The organism is Clostridium sp. KLE 1755, from assembly GCF_000466465.2.
Classification (GTDB): domain Bacteria; phylum Bacillota; class Clostridia; order Lachnospirales; family Lachnospiraceae; genus Eisenbergiella; species Eisenbergiella porci.
Genome location: NZ_KE992736.1, coordinates 16,948 through 36,826, shown reverse-complemented (window position 1 = coordinate 36,826; position 19,879 = coordinate 16,948). Strand labels below are relative to the sequence as shown.

At 42.9% G+C, this 19,879-nt stretch carries 13 protein-coding genes; 2 read left to right on the top strand and 11 right to left on the bottom strand.

Going from position 1 to position 19,879, the window contains the following annotated elements:
* Positions 1 to 47: 47 nt before the first annotated feature.
* The 9 genes from HMPREF1548_RS18035 to HMPREF1548_RS17995 form a co-directional block, all read right to left on the bottom strand.
* On the bottom strand, positions 48 to 1,121 hold the full coding sequence (locus HMPREF1548_RS18035) for a family 43 glycosylhydrolase (protein ID WP_021637853.1): 1,074 nt from the start codon (positions 1,119 to 1,121) through the stop codon (positions 48 to 50).
* 24 nt (positions 1,122 to 1,145) lie between these two features.
* Positions 1,146 to 3,251, bottom strand: a complete 2,106-nt coding sequence (locus tag HMPREF1548_RS18030) for a glycosyl hydrolase family 2 protein (RefSeq protein ID WP_021637852.1) — start codon at positions 3,249 to 3,251, stop codon at positions 1,146 to 1,148.
* An 18-nt stretch (positions 3,252 to 3,269) separates the two neighbouring features.
* Positions 3,270 to 4,784, bottom strand: coding sequence for an apiosidase-like domain-containing protein (locus HMPREF1548_RS18025; protein WP_021637851.1), 1,515 nt, complete (start codon positions 4,782 to 4,784; stop codon positions 3,270 to 3,272).
* A gap of 61 nt (positions 4,785 to 4,845) precedes the next feature.
* Positions 4,846 to 5,733, bottom strand: coding sequence for a carbohydrate ABC transporter permease (locus HMPREF1548_RS18020; RefSeq protein WP_021637850.1), 888 nt, complete (start codon positions 5,731 to 5,733; stop codon positions 4,846 to 4,848).
* Positions 5,734 to 5,750: 17 nt separating this feature from the next.
* Positions 5,751 to 6,695: an ABC transporter permease gene (locus HMPREF1548_RS18015; RefSeq protein WP_021637849.1), complete on the bottom strand. Its 945-nt coding sequence runs from the start codon at positions 6,693 to 6,695 to the stop codon at positions 5,751 to 5,753.
* Positions 6,696 to 6,786: 91 nt separating this feature from the next.
* Complete coding sequence (locus HMPREF1548_RS18010; RefSeq protein WP_198168647.1) at positions 6,787 to 8,346, bottom strand: ABC transporter substrate-binding protein; 1,560 nt, start codon at positions 8,344 to 8,346, stop codon at positions 6,787 to 6,789.
* A gap of 218 nt (positions 8,347 to 8,564) precedes the next feature.
* Positions 8,565 to 10,136 (bottom strand): helix-turn-helix domain-containing protein, encoded by a 1,572-nt coding sequence (locus HMPREF1548_RS18005; protein ID WP_021637847.1) that lies wholly within the window; start codon positions 10,134 to 10,136, stop codon positions 8,565 to 8,567.
* A complete protein-coding gene (locus tag HMPREF1548_RS18000; RefSeq protein ID WP_055725924.1) occupies positions 10,133 to 11,740 on the bottom strand; it encodes a sensor histidine kinase in 1,608 nt (535 codons plus the stop codon). The genes HMPREF1548_RS18005 and HMPREF1548_RS18000 overlap by 4 nt, the downstream gene beginning before the upstream one ends.
* A gap of 359 nt (positions 11,741 to 12,099) precedes the next feature.
* Entirely contained in the window at positions 12,100 to 13,266 is a 1,167-nt protein-coding gene (locus HMPREF1548_RS17995; protein ID WP_021637845.1) for a helix-turn-helix domain-containing protein, read from the bottom strand.
* A gap of 222 nt (positions 13,267 to 13,488) precedes the next feature.
* Between HMPREF1548_RS17995 and HMPREF1548_RS17990 the strand changes: the two genes are divergently transcribed.
* Together HMPREF1548_RS17990 and HMPREF1548_RS17985 are read left to right on the top strand one after the other, a co-directional pair.
* On the top strand, positions 13,489 to 14,871 hold the full coding sequence (locus HMPREF1548_RS17990) for an MFS transporter (RefSeq protein WP_035322788.1): 1,383 nt from the start codon (positions 13,489 to 13,491) through the stop codon (positions 14,869 to 14,871).
* 37 nt (positions 14,872 to 14,908) lie between these two features.
* Complete coding sequence (locus HMPREF1548_RS17985; protein ID WP_021637843.1) at positions 14,909 to 16,951, top strand: hypothetical protein; 2,043 nt, start codon at positions 14,909 to 14,911, stop codon at positions 16,949 to 16,951.
* A gap of 74 nt (positions 16,952 to 17,025) precedes the next feature.
* Here HMPREF1548_RS17985 and HMPREF1548_RS29590 read toward each other — a convergent pair whose 3' ends face one another.
* A complete protein-coding gene (locus HMPREF1548_RS29590) occupies positions 17,026 to 17,205 on the bottom strand; it encodes an AraC family transcriptional regulator (RefSeq protein ID WP_021637842.1) in 180 nt (59 codons plus the stop codon).
* Between the two features lie 27 nt (positions 17,206 to 17,232).
* Positions 17,233 to 19,767, bottom strand: a complete 2,535-nt coding sequence (locus tag HMPREF1548_RS17980; protein WP_021637841.1) for a glycosyl hydrolase family 2 protein — start codon at positions 19,765 to 19,767, stop codon at positions 17,233 to 17,235.
* Between the last annotated feature and the right edge of the window lie 112 nt (positions 19,768 to 19,879).

Here is a 19,879-nt window from a genome sequence, read left to right as displayed (position 1 = left end):
TTCAAATACTTCTTTGTCATATTTACTCCTTTAATTCTTTATGGCATCTATTCGTAATCCTCAATCCGCCATTCATCCAACCAGTCAATATAAACCATTCCCAAAGGATGTTCTGCTGAGGGCTCCTCGAAACGCAGTGGCAGCCATATATAATCTGCAATAGATGTATTTCCGGATATGTCCTTGGGATGTTCCTTCTCCAATTCCTTCCAGTCTATATCTGATTCCGGATTGAACATAGCCTCATACAGCTTTGCATAATCCTCGTATTTCTGCTCCATGCTTTCCGGCAGCCAGCGATCTGCACAGGCAATATAGAGATCCTTTTTCCCTTGTACCTTAAATACAGAAGATATCTGGGAATGGTAAGAGGTATTGCTCCTATCCTCTGGATGAGGATTCCCAAGAACCGTATACGGGCCATGCCAACTATCTCCAACAGCAACTTCAGACGGATTCGGCAAATATCCTGTTGTTCCTGAGGTTACCAGATAATGTTTATTTTTTCGCACAAAATGAGCTGTTGCTTCCCTCACATACGGAGGATATGGATGAGGAAAATGAGTGCTGTAATATCCTGTTACATCCGTATAATCTGCAGTCAGGTCTGCACAAATCGTTTCTGAATGAACACGTTCAAAATAATAGTATGCCTTTCCATCCGGCGCAACTGCCAGATCAAAATCTCCTGCACTCATATTCAGAGGTTTCAAGCCTTCCCTGACCTTCATATATGGCCCAAGGAATTCATCTGCAGTAAGGACCGTTTCCGTTTGTGTTCCATCTTTATTCATTATTTTCAGCCATGCAACATATTTTTTTGTATCTCTGTTATAGATGATGTGTGGCCGATCCATCTGGGATGCGGGGTGCAGGGATGATACCGGATTTTCCGGTTCTGGCGGAATTATCACCCCTTTATCCTCCCAGTTATACAAATCTTTTGAGGCATAACAACGTACTCCCCAGTGCCAGATTCCATTTTTTCCATCCGTTTTTTCTTTATTTTCACCATAGAAATAGTAGCTTCCGTCTACATAGATTACAGATCCACCATGGGCCTGGATTCTTTTGCCCTCTGTGTCCAGCCATACCTGGCCGGGTCTTATTGAATAATACATGAGAGTCCCTTCCCTGTTCAGAATTCAAAATACAAAAAATAATCCGCGGCAGGCGTCGATTGTCACGCTTTTGCCTGCCTCAACTTCCATTATACTGCCATCTGCAGGGTTCCAGATCTCTGCCTTCTCTTTCCCACTGCACTGCCAGGCGGCCTCCTGCTTTTCCTCCGTTTTATTTACCACAAAATAAATTTTTCTGCCATCCTTTTGGAATTTCGCAGTCAAAAGACTGTTGGATGCGTCTGCCTGCACATTAAATTCCTTTTCCTGTTTCTCTATTTTCTGTACTATCTGTTCTGCTGGTATCGCCGCAAAATATCTGCCATCTGCAGTAAATGCATCCAACACCGATTCTTCCCGAAAATCATAATAAGCGAATACAGCCTTCTCTCCCACACGATATTTCGGCAGTTTATCAGCAAACCATATGGATACTCCTGCTTCCCGCAGCCGGACCAGGGCCTCCCAGGTTTCCGGATAAATAATATCCATGGCCGGAAGAATTATGTTTTCCACTCTGCAGCCGGAAATCCACGCCTGATTTTCAGATATGGAACCCGCAGCAGCTACGATATCATCCCTGTCCGCAAACAAATAATCGTATCCCCGGTCAAACAGGCTGCGTGTAATCTCAAAAATCGATCTGTCCGCCTCAGAATCGGAGGCTTCCTGGGCACAATGGCTGGGACGTGTTTTGGCCTGTACTTCTTCCAACGCGTAATATACAAATGTTCCGCACTCATGGAAGGCCTGATCCAGCATACTGCCAAGTCGTCCTGTATATTCGTTCAGCCATATGGACTGCCCTCTGCTCATAAATCCCTGATAGCCTTGCAGAATTTCAGGGCTGTAGGAAGAAAAATCAGAGGAAAAATAGGAATTGACGCATCTGCAGCCTCCCAGGTAAAGAAGGCTCAGAATCCCTGCCGCATAGCGCACCGGATGCTCTGAAAAGTGCTCCATATTAATAAACGGGCATAATTCCACCATAATTCCGTTCGTATTATTTTTTCTTGCAGCCATCTGTGCAAAACGCGTTGTATTTTGATGATAGATATCCGGATAAGATGCCAGCACATCCACTCCCGGATAACCGGAGGCACGGAGCACTTCCAGATAGGAACCATAATAAAGGACATGGGCGCGAAGCGATTCCTCTGCCAGATAATGTCCGGAAAAACAGGTTCCGTGTTCCAAACACCAGTCCGAAATCTGTTTCACATAATTCTTTGCAATGAGTTTTCCTATCAGCTGGTAAAAATGTACACGGACAGTATAGGAACTGCTGCGTCCTTCAAAAATCATCGGCAGGTAAGGAAGCAGGGAATATCCGTACTCCTCCTCAAACGCCTCAAACAGGCCGTCCACCCATGGTGCCAGCGCATAAGGCCATACTTCATCTCCCTGGATATAAGGAGTCTGCAGGCTTGGTTCGTCCGTAAAAACAGCACGGGCATTTTTATATGCTTCCGGGACTTCCTTTACTATGGGTTCATAGCATACATCCAGAAAACGTCTCACTGCTTTTTCATCCAGGATATTGATATAACGGTTCTTGGAGCTTACATTGTGCGTCAGGTGGGAACCCTCATAAGCAGACTTCACACAGAAGATAAACAACGCTTCATTTTCCTTCATGCTGCATTCGCAGTGCGTGCCTGTAAACGCTACCTGTTCCATCTGATCATACAGAACAATACTTGTATTCATTCTGGAACAGTCGCACGGATACTTAGCTGCCCAGATGATCCTGTCTGATTCATCATCCAAATCAAATACCGCAGTTTTAGGCTCCCAGGCAATCCTTCTGACCATGTAAAAGCCTTTTGCCTCCAGTTCCGGATGGCCTTCCAGTGACTGACCTCCCCCATGGCCGGAAGGGTAACCTTGTTCATCATAAATCCAGTAATCCATATTACGGTGGTTTAGTTCCTCAAGTATCCGCCCGAATTTTGCCAGATTCTCCTTATTTCCTGTATAACCGTTTTCTGTGGGAGGGTTGGTTGCGGTTCCTCCATATCCAAAATCCCTCACCGCATCCGCCAGAATACCGCATTCATCCGGCCAGCCGTGTATAATAGTCTTCATCCGGTATTCCTGCGCCGGATTTGAAAATGCTTCTCTGTCCATAAATCCCTCCCGTTTTAATCAATGCTCTTTCAACGCAAGCATGGCGATTCCTTCTTTGCCCGGCATCTCAATCCTTACCTTTCCGCAGGCGCCTGTCATCTGTACTTTTCGTGTCATATCCCACACATCAAGGATCTCAATTGTATAATGTCCTGCAGCCGGAAGCTCAACCTCCAGGAAGCTTCTGCATTGACGGGCATTATATATCAGAATTACTTCATCCCTGAAGCTGCTTCTCATTTCCGTCATCGTCCGGATCAGCAGGGGAAGCAGTTCATTTGGATAGTCAACAAAGGCTGCAGGGAAACCGCCGGTTCCTGCCAGCTCTTTTAGACCCTCTCTTCCTTTTTCGAAATAGGCTCTTTCCGCATCCGACACCTCATAGGTCAGATCACCTGGCAGGGATTCCAGTACTTCCTTCAGGAACGCAATTCTCGGCACGCTTTCTCCCTTAAAAGTGCCGCCCTTACTCCACCAGAGAATCTCCTCCGGATTCCAGAAGGTTTCCCCATGGGTACAGTAGGCTCCCATAACTGCCGCCTTCCAAAAGCGGTTAACCAGCTCAAAGCCCGACAGGTTCCCCCAGGGATAGGGGATATCTCCCTCGTATCCGCATTCATCAAACAAAATCGGTTTTCCGTATTCCAGCATCAGCTCCGGTACCTCTTCAAAGGCTGAGCTCTGAAGACATACATGGGTGGTATCCGGATTTGCAAAGTCCCATTTCCAAAGGAGGTTATGGTTGCTCAAATTATGCCTGCAGGATTCTTCTTTTCGGATGAGCGCGGCAAATTCAGCCCACCATTCATGTTTAAATTCGGTAAGGGCGTCATATTCATTCGCCAGACTCCACCAGATATTCGGATAAGCGGAAAGCCTTCTGATTGCATAAGTAAGATAAGTAAGGCATTCCTGCCTGGACCACCGGGCAAAGCCCCAGTGATCATAGGGATGGAACAGAATGAGATCCGCCTGAATGCCGATTGCATGCAAACGGCTGATGTACTCCTCCATTCTGTCCCAGAATTCATAACAGGGCTTTGCAGGATCCGGCCTGCCGTCAGTTATCTGAAAAGGCAGTATTTCCGGCTCATTGGAGTTGAAATCAAAATGCTTGGGGAATACGCAGAACCTTATTTTATTAAACGGCGCTGTCTGAAGCGTCCGCATAGTCTGTTCCCTCAGCTCCTTTTCCTGGTGAAGCAGGGCATATACCGTAGTGCCTACAGGAATATAACGGGTACCATCCTCATAAATAAAATGGGTTCCGGCAGGCTTAACAAGGCCATGTTCCCCTGCTTTTGCTTCCATACATACCGCTTCGCCTTCCCCGCTTACAGCGCCGGTTACTTTCCACCGGTACAGCCCTGCTGATTCAGGAAGGAACCTCACCTTATACACCCCATTCCCGGCATAAAAGCCTTTTATCTGTTTTTCTTTTCCCTCAAAGCTGATTACCGCCGTGACCTCAGCTTGATTATCCTCAGAAAGGTCTCCTGTAAGGGATATTTCAAACATTTCATACTGCCGCATTGTTTCATCTCCTTTTACATAACAGTTCTTCTATTCCTAAATTCTCACCGCGGTCAAGAGCTTACCCCTTAACGCCGCCTATTACGATTCCTTTCACAAAATATTTTTGCAGGAAAGGATATATAACCAGGATAGGCAGAACTGCAATTACCGCAATCCCCATACGGATACCAACCTGGGGAATCTTCATATTGGCTGCCGCGGAACCAAGCATGCTTGCATTTCTTGTAAGAAATTCTATATTGTTTATCATATTATTCAGTATCATTTGAATCGTATAGAGCTTCTGCTCCGTCACATAATACAGGCCGTTCATCCAGTCATTCCAATACCCCAGGCCAACCATTAAAACAAGTGTTACGATCATTGGCTTGGAAAGCGGCACCACAATGCTCATCAGTATCTTCCTTTCGCTGGCGCCGTCCAGCTTTGCTGCCTCTATCAGCGAATCCGGAATACTGGAGGAGAAAAAGGAACGCATCATGATTACATAAAAGGCGTTCATCATCAGCGAGGGTACAATCAGTGCAAAAATAGTATTTTTAATATGGAAGGTATTGGCATACATCATATAGGTGGGAACCAGGCCACCGTTGAACAGCATCGTAAAGAACAGGAAGAAGGAAAGCCCGCTGCGATACGGAAGATCTTTTCTTGATAAAGGGTACGCAAACAGAATCGTCAATAACAGATTGCATACCGTCCCTATCACGGTGACGACAATTGTCATCACATAGCCTCTGAGAATGGTACCCGCACTTCTGATAATATAGCGGTAAGTCTCCAGAGAGAATACTTCAGGGATAAAGCTGTATCCGTTCCTTGTAAGCGTCGTCTCTTCCGTAAAAGATGCCATTACCATCAAAAGGAACGGAAGGACACAGCTCAGTACCAGAAGGATCATGAATATATGCATGAGCGCCTGTTGAAATTTATCGTGTTGAACCATAATTCTTTGCTCCTTTTCTAAAATAACGCATTCTCTTTATCAATTTTCGATACGATAAGATTTGCAGTCAATACCAGTATAAATCCGCAAATGGACTGGAAGAAACCGGCTGCCGCCGACCTTCCTACATCATTCAGGAGAATCAGGCCCTTATAAACGTATACGTCAATCGTTGTTGTCACATCATACAGCATTCCTGAATTCATGGGCACCTGGTAAAACAGCCCGAAATCCGAATAGAATATCCTGCCTACGGAAAGAAGGGTCAGCGTAATGATCGTCGGACGCAGCCCGGGCAATGTTACATTCCAGATTCGCTGCCATCTGTTCGCGCCATCCACCACTGCCGCTTCATACAGAGCACTGTCAATTCCAATAACCGTAGCATAATATATAATACTGTTATAACCGAAGCTCTTCCACAGGTTTACAAAAATCAGTATGTATGGCCAGTATTTCGGGGTCATATACCAGTTAATTTTCTTATGTAATATCGAATTGTTAATAAATCCATTGTCCGTACTTAAAAAAGCAAACGCAATGTAGCTTACCACCACCATGGAAACCAGATAGGGGATCAGGATAAATATCTGATAAACCTTTTTCGGCAGATTGGCCCTGATTTCATTCAGAATAATGGCAACTGCAATCGCAAACACCGTTCCCAGCAAAATAAATACAAAATTATACCCCAGCGTATTCCGTATAATCAAAGCGGCATCCTTGGTGCCAAACAGGAATTTAAAGTTGCTCAGTCCGTTCCATGGGCTTCCCGCAATCCCTTTGGAATAATCATATTTTTTGAAAGCCAGGCTTAAGCCGCCGATGGGCATATAGTTATTAATCAGCAGATAGAGGATGCCCGGGACCATCATAAGATACAGCTCCCGGTAGCTCCACAGATTCTTCACCAGCCCTTTTTTGCTGCCAGCTTTTACTTTATTCTTTTTACCTTCACTCATTTTCAACCTCTTCCAGGAGAGAAAACAGGCAGCCGGCAATTGCCCTGGCCGCCTGTTTTCTTACTATATGCTGCACGAAACAGTTTTCCGGTTACTGTTTTGCAAGGTATGCATCCAGCTCTTCCTGCATTTTCGCAATTACTTCATAAAAACCGATCGCTTCCAGTTCAGACTGAATTGTAGGAAGTACGTCATCCAGCGCAACACTGCCTGTTTTGATGGAATGCAGATATTTTTCTTCCAGATTCTTATAAGCGGTTATAAAGTCGCCGTATTCTGAAGTATCAAAATAGAATCCAAAGGTCTTGGAAACCTTTACCTTGGCATTCCATTCATCTACAGACGTTTTGTAATCATCTACCACCGCAGTTTCCTTCAGCGGATTCAGAAGATAGTTGGGATAAGTTGCCGTAGCGGCAAATCCGCCGTAGGGTTCCGTTTCCGCGGTCATTCCTTCCGGATAATCAGCACGGCCATCATCATTTATCACATAATGCTTTCCTTCTATGCCATAAGAAAGGAGCGTATGAAGCTTGGAATCCGTATAAAGAGCGCTTAATAAAGTAAATGCCTCATCAGGATGGGCGCTGTTGGTGCTGATGCCGTACTGCAGATTTCCAATGTCGGTAGAGACTGCTCTGGGCTCGATAATTGTAGCAGAAATTACTGTATTAGGATACATTGTATCCAGCGGATCGATATCAGCATTATGCAGGGTAGCAAACGCGGCTCCAGCGGTTACCATGCTGCTGCCTTCCTGGGTATTGCTGATAGCATCTGACATTATCAGACCATCCTGGTACCACTGATGTGTATAATTACAGAATTCCCGAAAGGAATCCAGTTCGAATACACTTTGAAGCTTGGTGGACTCAATATCATTGGTATATGCAAAGGATGTGAGGCCGACACCACCAACCCAAGGGCTATTCCAGGTCATATCATTCATTGACTGGGGAACCAATGCGTAAATTTCCGGATGGGCTTCGTGGACCTTGTAAAGCACTTCTCCCAGGCTGTCCATATCTGTAATAGAAGCAGGGTCGATTCCCATTTCCTCCACGATTTCCTTGTTCAGCACTGCAACCTCTTTGCCGCCGTACTGATATTTACGGACAAGTCCGTACATGCGTCCGTTCATGCTGGAGGATGTGATTTCCGCTTCGGTAAAGCTGTTTTTCAGTTCCTCGGAGGCATTATTAAAATAGTCCGTGATATCAAGCAGCTGGCCATTATTAACGTAATTGGAAAGCTGGCCGTTTCCGGTAAAGTAGCAGGTCACATCCAGCTCATCCGTGGTCATTGCCAGATTGATTGCCTTTTCAAAGTTACCGATTTCTGTATAAACCAGCTTTGTCTGGATTCCGTAATTCTCTGCCAGATGCTCGTTTATGGCATCCTGTACTTCCGCAATTGCCTCATCCGTATACGGAGCCAATGTAGGAATATACAGGGAAAGCGTTACCATGTCCCCGGCAGCAGCTTTCGTTCCTGATGCAGCTTCCGATGATGCCTCAGCTGTTTCTCCTGCCGAGGCTGCAGCTGACTGTGTTGATGCAGAGCCTCCCGAGGTTCCCTGGGAGCCACATCCAGCCAGAGATCCAAGGACCATCGCCATGCATAATAATGATGCAACAATTCTCTTTTTCATTCTTCTCTCTCCTATCTGCCCGCCTACCGGGCCATTACGCAGAAAGGCCTTATGCATAAACCTTTCTCTCTTATCCCTTCAGTCTTTTATGAAAGGCTGTCGGTTTTGTTTCCTGATGAAATAAAGTATATTGGATAAACACGCCTGAAAATAGCTCTTTTAAGACTTGGATTATTGATTTTCTGACTTTTACAATTCTGTAAAAAAAGACAGTCCGTTCAGGGCTGTCTTTTTTTTGATGCTTTTTTTCTATATTCCGTCGGCGTTGTTCCCGTATACTTCCGAAACATCTGGGTGAAATTCGTAAAGTTCTCATATCCTACCTTAGATGCGATCAAAGCAACGGACATATCCGTATCACCCAGCAGCTTTTTCGCATAATCCATTTTCTGCTTGAGAACGTATTCCTTGTACCCTATCCCCGTTTCCTTGCGGAATACTCTTGAAAAATAGTCCTCATTCAGAAAAACATATTTAGCTGCCTCCCTCCTGGAAATCATCCGCTCCATATTCTCATCAAGATAATGAAGCACATCCTGGATCCGCTCATGGACCGAATAGGTTTCCTCCCCTTCACCTCTTTCTATAAGCATAGCATTATACTGCCTCAAACAGATATCCACACCTTCGCACAGCTCCTCCACAGAGGTATAGGAATGCAGCATCTGCTCATACGTAAAATCTTGCGTAAATAGCTCTGTCAGCTTTTTATTTTGCGCATAGCAGCCAATGGAACAGGCCTCCAGAAAGCTGTGGATGATTTTCTGCATATAACTGAGTGTCAGATACTGCTGCTTCTGTGCATACTGGAGCAGATTGATAATCTGGTTCTTTACAAGCACGGAATCCTTTCTTATCAGCCATTTTCCCCATGCGGCTCCATCCGGCACTCTTAATTCCTGTACCTTTTCTCCGCTGACAAGATAAGTCTCGTTTTTTCTGATGACCATTTTTTCCTGGTAATCCATAATATTTCCAATGGATTCAGGAAGCCCCTCATTTGTACATTCACCAAGGAACAGGGTGAGCGTGCCTCCTGTTTCCTCACACACGGACTGCCTTATAGCCTGCAGCCTTTCCCTCATCAAAACCGGTTCTATACCACTATTTCCATAGAACAGAACTGCAGCCTGCTCCTCCGACAAAAGAGCCGCAACATATGCGATACCTTCTTCATCAAAACCGGCGTTTTCCAGCGCTTTCACCAGAAATTGCTTCCCCTCACCTGCGTCTGCCTGTTCAAAAACTGCAAGACAGGGCAGAAACCACCAGTTATCCCCCTGTGTATGGGAATCTGCGCGCCATTCGTCCATTTGCGCAAACTGATTCCTCTGATAAAACATGGATACAATATAGGCTTCCAGTGCATTAGGAATCTGTTTGTCATAAAGGCTGCTTTTCCTTAATATAACTTCCCTCTCTTCTAACTTCCTGATGCACCGGCTGAGGGCTTCCTCGATATCCGGAATGCTTGCAGGCTGCAGGATGTAATCAAACGCGCCATTGTGGATCGCTTCCTTGGCATACGAAAAATCTGCATGGGAAGTGAGAAAAATACAACATACCTGAGGATAATGAACCGCCTGCCATTTCTGCAGGGATATCCCATCCTCTCCGGGCATTTCTATATCCGTCAGCATAATGTCCACCTTATTCGCTTCCAGAATTTTTCTGGCGACAGCGGCACTGTCGGCGATAAATACCTCCTGCACCCCCAGCCTGTCCCAGTTAACCAGTTTCTTCGTAGCTATAAGGATTCTCTCCTGATCGTCCACAAGCAGCACATTCATGATACTTCCCCTCCCTGCATTGCCGGCAAAATAATTTCACTGTATGCTCCGTTCCGGTTTTCAAAATACCAGCTTATTCCCTCTCCGTAATGGAGTCTCAGACGGCTCAGGAGATTAATGATTCCTACCCCCATTTTTATTCCTGTTTTACTGTCTGAAAACACATCCTTCTGATTCAGTACACAAAGAAGCTCTTCCGGATACCCCGGTCCATTATCAGACACAATAATATCAATATTGTTTCCGTCGTCCGTGCTCAGATACCGCACATATATCTGTATCTGAAGATTACGGCCCTCAATACCCCTGGCATATTTGATTGAATTTTCAACAAAAAGCTGCAGCGCCAGAATGGGAATTTCCACCTCCAGGGCCTTATCGTCCACAGACATTTCACAAATAAACGGCTTGGAGGACAGAATTGACTCCATATTAATATAATTTTGAACGAAATCCTTTTCTGTCTGCACCGTTACCACCGTCGCATCCGTCTGCAGCAGATATCGCAAATGGGCAGAAAGACAGAGCAAAAACTGCTCCGCATTTTCATATTCCTTCATCATCAGCATATAGTAAGCATTTTTCAGACAGTTTGTATAGAAATGCGGCGCAAGCTGTAATTGAAGAAACTGAAGCTGTACTTTTTGTTTTTCCAGCTTTTCTTCATAGGAGCGGATTTTATACTGCTCTATTTCCTTTAACATTATTCTCACCGTCTGCCGCACATTCTCAATCTCCGTAATCCGATTGGAAGCGGTGAAATTCACTTCCCATACCCCTTCCTGAATATTTTGAAGCGCATTCGTCATATCCTCAAGAGGTATGGATAACTGATTTGAAGTAAAACGATAAAGCCTTATACAGAATAATATAAGCATCAGACCAAGAAGGAAAAGTATGATATGGACACCACTGACATAAAGCCAGATATTGTGCGGAACGATTTTTACCACAGACATATTCACGCTGTCCAGCTTTTGCACATAGGCAACGGAACCATGAACGATATTCTTTCCCGGCTTCAGCAGTGTATATTCCATATCAGAAAGCTCTGGCCTTAGGCCGCTAATCAGGTAAAATACACCCTCATAAATTATGCCATAGGCCTCAGCATCACTTGACAATTCCGGAATTCCCTGGCTTAAACTGATATTACCACAAATCGCCGCAGAATTTTTCTGCATATATGCATTGTAATAGGTATCGTTTTCAGCCTTTACCACATAATCAATAAAGGCATTGCTGACTCCCTGTACAGCACGCCCGGCCTTTTTCAGAATCTCTTTATCCTGAAACGACATCTCTTCATTTACGTAATAAAGCGGCTTTTTATCACTGTCATAGTAGATGAATAGGCCCCCCAGATTTCTGTTTGACCTTACCTGAAGCTTCAGCAGGTTCAGCATACTGTTTATTGAACTGACCTTTTCGGCAGCAGGCTGGTACAGATATAACCCCTGAAAAACAGCATCGGAAGAATAAATATAACCAACGGTATCTCTGAGCTGCAGGATACTGCTGTCTATGTGGGCAGCATAAGCTGCCGCATTATTTTTATGTGTATCATTCACCTTTCTCTGATAGGAATGAATCAGTACTGTCATAACCGTAATCATAATTGATAACAGTAAAATAACAAGAGTTAAAACGAACCGCAGTATCTGTCGTCTTAAACTGAACATTACAGGCTGTTCTTGATTTTTATTCCTATTTCTTAATAAGAAATTATTTTTCATAATTTCTGCCCACTTCCATTATTTATCTTGTATCTACTATTAGCATTATAATATTTTTTATTTATCAAGTATATTGATTTTAAGACTTAAAATATCTGTTCTATGACATTAACCTGTTGTATACAGCTTTACAATTGCCATTTCATTTTCCGCCTCAATTTGTTTCCATTCATTAGCTCCTTCAATACGCATTACCTCATAATAGTCCTAATACAGAATTCCCAGTTCTATTTTTTACGCTGATACCCAGCTGGTGTCATACCAGTATACTTTTTAAAAATGGCACAAAAATAGCTTGTGGAAGAGAATCCCAACAGCTGGCTGACTGATGTAACAGTAAACGTTTTTTGTTTTAATAAATGCATAGCTTCTTCAACTTTGCGTTCCTGCACAAAACAGGTTATTGTTTTTCCGGTTGCTTTTTTAAATTGTCTGCATAAATAAGAAAGATTAATATTCAGATGTTCGGAAAGCAGAGTAGGTGTTATATTTTCATAAAGATGAGAGACAACATAATGATTCACTCTTTCGGCCATTGGTGAATTTGTTTGTAATCCTTTTATTACTGCAATTTGACGGGTATATTCCCGAATAAACTCTACAAAGATATATGTTAGTTCGGAGATATTTGATGCTTGCTGAATTCTGCGATCATATTGTTCGAACAGCATGGTAACAAGAGAAATATCTAAATTGGCACGTAAGGCAATTCTGGAGCAAAAGAAATTAGCGCTGCACATGATGTTGTATCTGTTACGAAAAAGTTGAGGATCATCTATATTCTCTCCTTTTCCAATTAACATTTCATTCAAAATAATATGTTCAAGCTCATCACTATTACCATTCTCTATACATTCCACCAATTCATTTTCCAAAGGAATAGCTCCAACATGTTCAGGCTCAGGAATGCAATAGGCAGAGAAACGCAGCATACTGTTCCAGTGAAATTCCAACTGTTGAGGCAATGAACAGGAATTAAGAATAAGACGCTGCAGGATTTTTATTCCAGCCTGGATAGAGACTGCATCACACGATCCCAAAGAACGAAAAAATCGAATCAATTCCGATACATCCCTTCGTGAACGACCAATCCGTTCCAGGATACAGGCTGCCTGTTCCCGGGAACAATCAAAAACATGCGCAGGGCCGATAAAAATTTTCATATTTATTTCAGGTACGGTCAGTCCGGCCATATACATATATTCCGGGGAAATACTGTACCATACCGGAGGAAGTTCTTTCGGCAGACAATCCAATAGCAACATAGGAAGATTAAAATCGGCCACAAAATCCATAGTTTTTTTAACAATCTCATTCTCTATAAAACAACTTATAGGCAGATGTGTGGCACGGCTGTAATCGTCGAGCAAATCAAATATTTCAGTTTTCTCCATTAGATATTCACCTTCATTCAGTATTGATTTTTAAACTTTTTTTATTAATTGCTGCATTCTTAATGTCAAAAACTATATCCATTATATGTTCTCTCTTTATTTTTTACAATATATTAACAATTAGGTAAATATATTGATATCCGCACATTTGCATTCCCCTATAAAATAGCAGCGTAAACCAATAAAACCTTTAACGGGTATAAAATTATGGGGGAAAGAAAAATGAAGGAAAAGAAGGAAAAAAATCCAAAGTCTCTGAAAATCGGTAGTTTATTCGCATGGCAGAGCCGAGCGGTATCACACGGTATTTGTATGATGATTCTGGGATATTTATCTATTTACTGTACAGATACGCTGAAAATGGATCCCTATCTTGTTGGGATGCTTCTGGTATTAAGCAAACTACTTGATGGGGTAACTGACGTTTTTGCCGGATATCTTGTAGATCGTACCAACACTAAAATCGGACGTGGACGTCCTTATGAATTCTGTATTGTAGGCTTATGGTTTTGTACTTGGCTAATGTATTCCTGTTCACCAAGCTGGAACTTAGCAGTCAAATGTATTTGGGTTCTAAGTAGTTATGCTTTGGTAAATAGTATATTCTTTACCTTTCTAAATGCAAATCAAACCGTATATATGGTTCGTGCCTTTAAATATGAAGAACAATATGTTGCCCTCAATTCCTATGGAAACATTATCAGTATGGTTTGTGTAGCTTTTTTTAATGTAATCTCTCCCACCCTGGTCGCCAGATATGCGGTAAATGCATCCGGATGGAGCAGGATGATTGCCATGATCGCCATTCCGATGGTGATTATAGGCTTGATGCGTTTCATTTTTGTTAAGGAAACAAATCCAGTAGACATTCAATCACCAGATGGGGAAAAAACAAAGGTAAGGCTGAAGGATGTAAAAACAGTACTCACCAGGAACCCATATATTTATATTGTTGCACTAATCCTGTTTATCCAGAATTTTGTCTCTAATATGGGAGTCAATGTTTATTACTTTACCTATGTGGCTAAAGATTTGAATCTTATGGGATTAGTAAATGCAGCCATGCTTCTTGCGATTCCACTTGCGGCATTCTTCCCCAGGATTATCAAACGCTTTTCTACAGGAAAATTAATTTTAGCAGGATGCCTTATTACAGCCGCTGGTTATTTGTTAAATTTCTTTGCTGAAGGTAATCCCATTCTTCTTGGTATTGCAGGAATTTTGTATGGTGGCGGAATCACTCCTATCAGCATTCTGTTTCCTCTTATGATTATAGATTGTGCAGACTTTAATGAATGGAAGGGCATGCAGAGGATGGAAGGTACACTGGGATGTGTAACCGGCCTGGCAACTAAAATTGGCTCTGCACTGGGTGCCGGTCTGCTGGGAATACTGCTTTCCTGCGCCGGATATATTGGCGATATGGCCCAAATACCAAAAAGTGCCATATGGATGATTCGTTTATTGTTTAGTATTATACCCATGCTTTTATGGCTGGCTGTAGGCAGCAGTTTTCTATTCTATAAACTGGACGGAATGCTGCCGAATATACGCAGGGAACTGGAAGAACGCAGAGCACAGAGAGAAACGGATATTCCCGGATAACGGAAGGAATATACAAAATTCTATTGGAGGAAGAAACATGGAAAAAAAGAAGCTGTACATACCATCAGAGGACGATTATTATTCACAGCCCTACATTGATGAAGAGGAATGGAGGGATACACCAGTTCGCCATTATTATGTGCATGGTGGGTTCAGAGGAACGGAGAAAAACGGGATTGAAGCAAGATTTTGTTTCTATTTTCCTGAAAAAGAAAAATACGAGGAACGTTTTTTTCAATATGTGTCTCCTGCCCCCGGAGATGAGCATGAAAATGAGTGGCTTCGCGGTGAAGACGATAAAATCAGCTTTTGCTTAACCCATGGCGCCTATCTTGTTAACAGCAACCAGGGCGGATTTATACCCGAGGATGGGGAACGCTTATATAAAACCAGTGCCCAATGTGCTGAGTTCAGCCGAAAGGTCGCCCGGAAGCTTTATTGCTATGAACACCGTCCTTATGGCTACATCTTTGGGGGAAGCGGCGGGAGCTTTAAAACAATTGGCTGTATGGAGATGACTGAGGGCATTTGGAATGGGGGCGTTCCTTATGTAACCGCAAATCCCATGGCCGTACCAAATGTTTTTGGCCCACGTGTCCGTGTGATGAGAATGCTTGGAGAGGAAAAACTGAAGCATCTTGTAGATACAATGGAGCCGGGAGGCAGCGGAAATATTTACGAGGGACTCGACGATGAACAGCGGATGGCTTTAGAAGAAGCTACTAAGATGGGTTTTCCTAAACGAGGATGGTTTTTATGGCCCACAATGGAGGACGGAGCTCTGATGGTACTGGCCCCCTATATATATAATGTATTCCCTGATTATTTTACGGACTTCTGGGAAAAACCAGGGTATGCCGGAGCAGATCCGAACAGCAATGAAGCAAAAGCCCGTATTCAATTTGAAACCAAAGTTGCAGAATTGATCGGTTTCCGCAATGATGAGAACAGTGAGAATTATAGCAGTGTGGATAAAAGCTGGCAAAATATGTCTGCTGGACAGGATATAACACCACAGATTCGCATGGAGGATATCCCCGAACAGGGAAAAAATCTTTTTCACTGCAGAATTAAGGTATTAAGCGGAAAGGCAAAAGGGAAAGAAAACTCCATTGAAAAAATAGAAAACGATGTCATTACAGTTGGAAAGGCATTTGATTGGAGTGACTCCTATCATGCACTGACAGGATTAGCGGTTGGTGATAAAATCATGCTTGATAACAGCGATTATCTGGCAATGCAGACTTTCCAGCGTCACCAGGTACCCGACGACAGCTATCATGTATACGATCAATACCGGGATAAAAAAGGCAATCCGATTTATCCACAGCTTCCATTTCTCCTTTCCCCAATTATTGCTAAAAACGGCGGCGGTGAAGTTCCCAGCGGGGATATTCACGGAAAGGTCATTGCCGTCTGCAGTCTGTTGGATGAAAGTGCCTATCCATGGCATGGAGACTGGTACCGTCATGCAGTAGAACAACATCTGGGAGAAAAAACAGATGAGATGTTCAGGCTTTACTATAATGATAACTGCGTACATGAGGATAATACAGAGCGACTGAATGATCCAAAACAAAGTGACCCTCAACATCAGGTAGATTACCTGGGTGTACTGCATCAGGTACTTTTGGATCTTGCAGACTGGTGTGAAAAAAACAAAGCTCCTGTACCATCAACCAATTATCGGTACTGTGACGGCCAAATTGAAGTTCCGGATCGTGCAGATGAAAGAGGAGGACTGCAGCCTGTTGTCAAATGTTTCGCCAACGGACAGAAATACATACATGTAAAAGCCGGTGAAACAGTAACCTTTACTGCTTCAATTGAGGTTCCGAACCATACAGGAACTGTTACTGCAGCTGCCTGGGATTTTGAATATACGAATGATTTCAGCAGGCGTGAAAAGCTGGAAATGAAAGAGAAAGGTCATCTGGCGAATGTGAAAACAACACATATATTTGAAAAATCCGGAACTTATTTTCCTGTGTTGAAAGCGCAAAGCAGCCGAACCGGAACTCTTGATGATATCTATGTACAGTGTAAAAATATGGATAGAGTAAGAGTTGTAGTTGAATAAATCTATTGTCTGTAAACCTTGCAAAATAAATTCAGGTGATTGCGAACTTGTTTCGCAATCACCTTATTTATATTTCAATTACAGAGAATGAAGTCGCTTGCCGTCTGTGCATATCGCTTTTTAAAGGAATGAGTCAGGTGATCAGGACTGATATAGGCCATATTAGCAAGATGACGGACACTGAGTTCTTCCGGCAGATCCTGTTTACCGTATTCCACCACCCAGTCTACCACGTCCACGTTATCCCAAGACATCCTGCATCTTTTTCAAAGGCATATACTTCATTCGAACAATAAATATATATTTCCAAGTATTCCTTCCGGTTCAACTGGCCGCTCCATCGAGCGTGGATCCATAAATGCGTTTGCTAATGTAGTCGTCACCTCTATACGTATCTCATTCAGACCATCTATAGTAAAATCTGAAATATTATAGCTGTAGGGATAACCGATTCTCACTCCTGCAGAATGTCCGTTAATAAAAACTTCAGCTGCCTCGTAACAGCGTTCGAGCTCAAGCCGGCAGGCTTTCCCTACAAATTCCATCTCATATCGGATTATACCGGAAAAATTCAAGATACTTTTTGATATGTCTTCCAATTTTTTAACAGTCATTAATAACCGGAAACACTCTTGAGAATTATAATCTGCTGTTGAAATTCTTATTTCACCATCAAATATTTTCCTGATTTTCTCTGTCCCGGATATTTCCGGTAATTCTGGCAAATCCTTTTTTCTCCCCGCCAACAGAAGGAAAGACTCTCCTTTTTCCATATGAAATTGCAGGCTTTTATCTTCATTTCTTTTAGGCAGCGACCATATGTTCTCTACCCCAGAATAACATATATACGCTTCCTCTTCCTCTACCTTAACCGCTACATCCAAGGCATTCACCATGGAGGAATTCATAAACATATACACACATAAATCAGGAAATACATACTTATAGCACCTCAGCCATTTATTATGCGGAAAAATCCGGCAATTACGACTCTCATCAAGCAAAGCTGGTATCTCCTTTTCTTCGATAACCGGTATGTTTCCCTCATTTATGCGTGTTAAGCCTTCAGGTCTGCCATTTACATAAAAAATGTGTGCACCTTTTCTATATAATTCCTCCAGAAGCCTTATATCCTCCTCTGGCAAATATGCAATACTGTCGATAAGTAAAAAACGATAAGATGCTTTTCCGACTATAATCCGTTCCTGTTCAACAATTGCTTCTCTCAGATAATCCAAACAAAGAACCTCATATGGAATTTGGTTTTGCAGACATAACTTACCCAAATATCCAAAGGGCCGGTAGCCTCCTGCCCAGCATCCTTCTGCCGGAAAAAGTATAGCAGTATCCACTATGGCCCGTCCACCGTTCAACAAATGACAGATCCGGTTCATATAATTAAATAAGACATGCATATGACGATACTGAGGATTATTCCCATGCGCATAAAAATGAGGTGGACAGTCCTGATCGGGAAATTCCTTTTCTGAAAAGGCATGGGGAACAAACCAATTGATACCATTAACCAGCATATAATCCGCCATCCAACGCATGAGTGTCAACCCTTCAGACCAACCAAATGCCCCGAATATTTCGCACATTGCTCTTCCTTTCATGCGCGGATTCTGATGTGCTGCCGAGGCAGCAAGCACAGGCAGAGAATAATGGTAGTATTCGCCACTATCATAATCTCTTTCCGGCTGTAGATCATTAAGCACAACGTCAATTCCAGCCATATTCTGACCGCTCATAGCCCTAAAATAATGCCCCGTTCCTGGCCCCAGTCCGGAATTGAGTTCACCATCCTCCATGACATGACCAATATATTCCACATGCCGTTCCTCACACCACTTACCTAACTGGATGGAAAAATTATTTTCATACATTCGGGTTATCATGTCCATATAGGAAAACCTTATTTCCCGTTCGGTACCACCACAATTATGAAAAAGACCTACAAGTTTCGTTTTATTTCCTTTATCTGGACATAGCTGATCTCTGAGCCTATCCGTCCAAGGCAGGGGCATAAGGTCTCCTATTTTCCCCAATTCATATGGTTGTCCGCTTAAATTATAAAAACCTGGCTCATCGGAAAAGAAACCTGCAAACGTTTCCCCAAAGTCATCTTTGTATCGGCGATAATGAGGTTCATATACGGTATCTATGAGTATCTTCACTGATTCCTTCTCAAGTAAAGATATGTAATCGCTTGCTTTGGATGCTGCCCCCATTTTTTTACTATAAATAAACAAGCAATAATTTCCTTCAGGAATATCCATATACAACCATCCATTAATTACCTTATCAGTCACATCAATTAGTTCGGAATAATATACACAACCATCTTTGTCATTACGTTTTCCTGCAATCACCGCCACTAGTTCCTCTTTAGGATCAGTCTCTCCAAAGCCTCCCGTCTCTGTGAGGAACCGATCATGAACTGCAAATCTGCAACCTAAAATGGGACCATCCACTTTCATCGTCCGCTCAATCAGTGACCAACGTTTTAATCTATCCGGAGCTTTTCTGACAGCGCCATTAGCAAATCCAGTGGGAAAATGAGAATCATCCAGAACCCATACTCGCATCTGTCGATTTCTAGCCTCTTCCATGATGATGTCCAAATCCTTCCACCAGCCCTCACCTACAAAATCAGGGTGAGGCCGAGATTCCAGGCATACAGCCCTGATACCGCAGTTAAAAATCTTTTCCATATATTCTCTTAGGATATCTTCCGAAGAACCATGAAGCCAAAAAAATGGCATAATATAATTTCCATAGCTTCCATTTAGAACGTCCTGAAGTTTTTTATTCATATCTACTCCTTTAACTTAGCCATTCATTTATTTAATACTTTTATCATTTCATATATAATTATAATCTTCTCTATTGAAGACGCATACCTGTTTTCCGACTTATACTATTCCT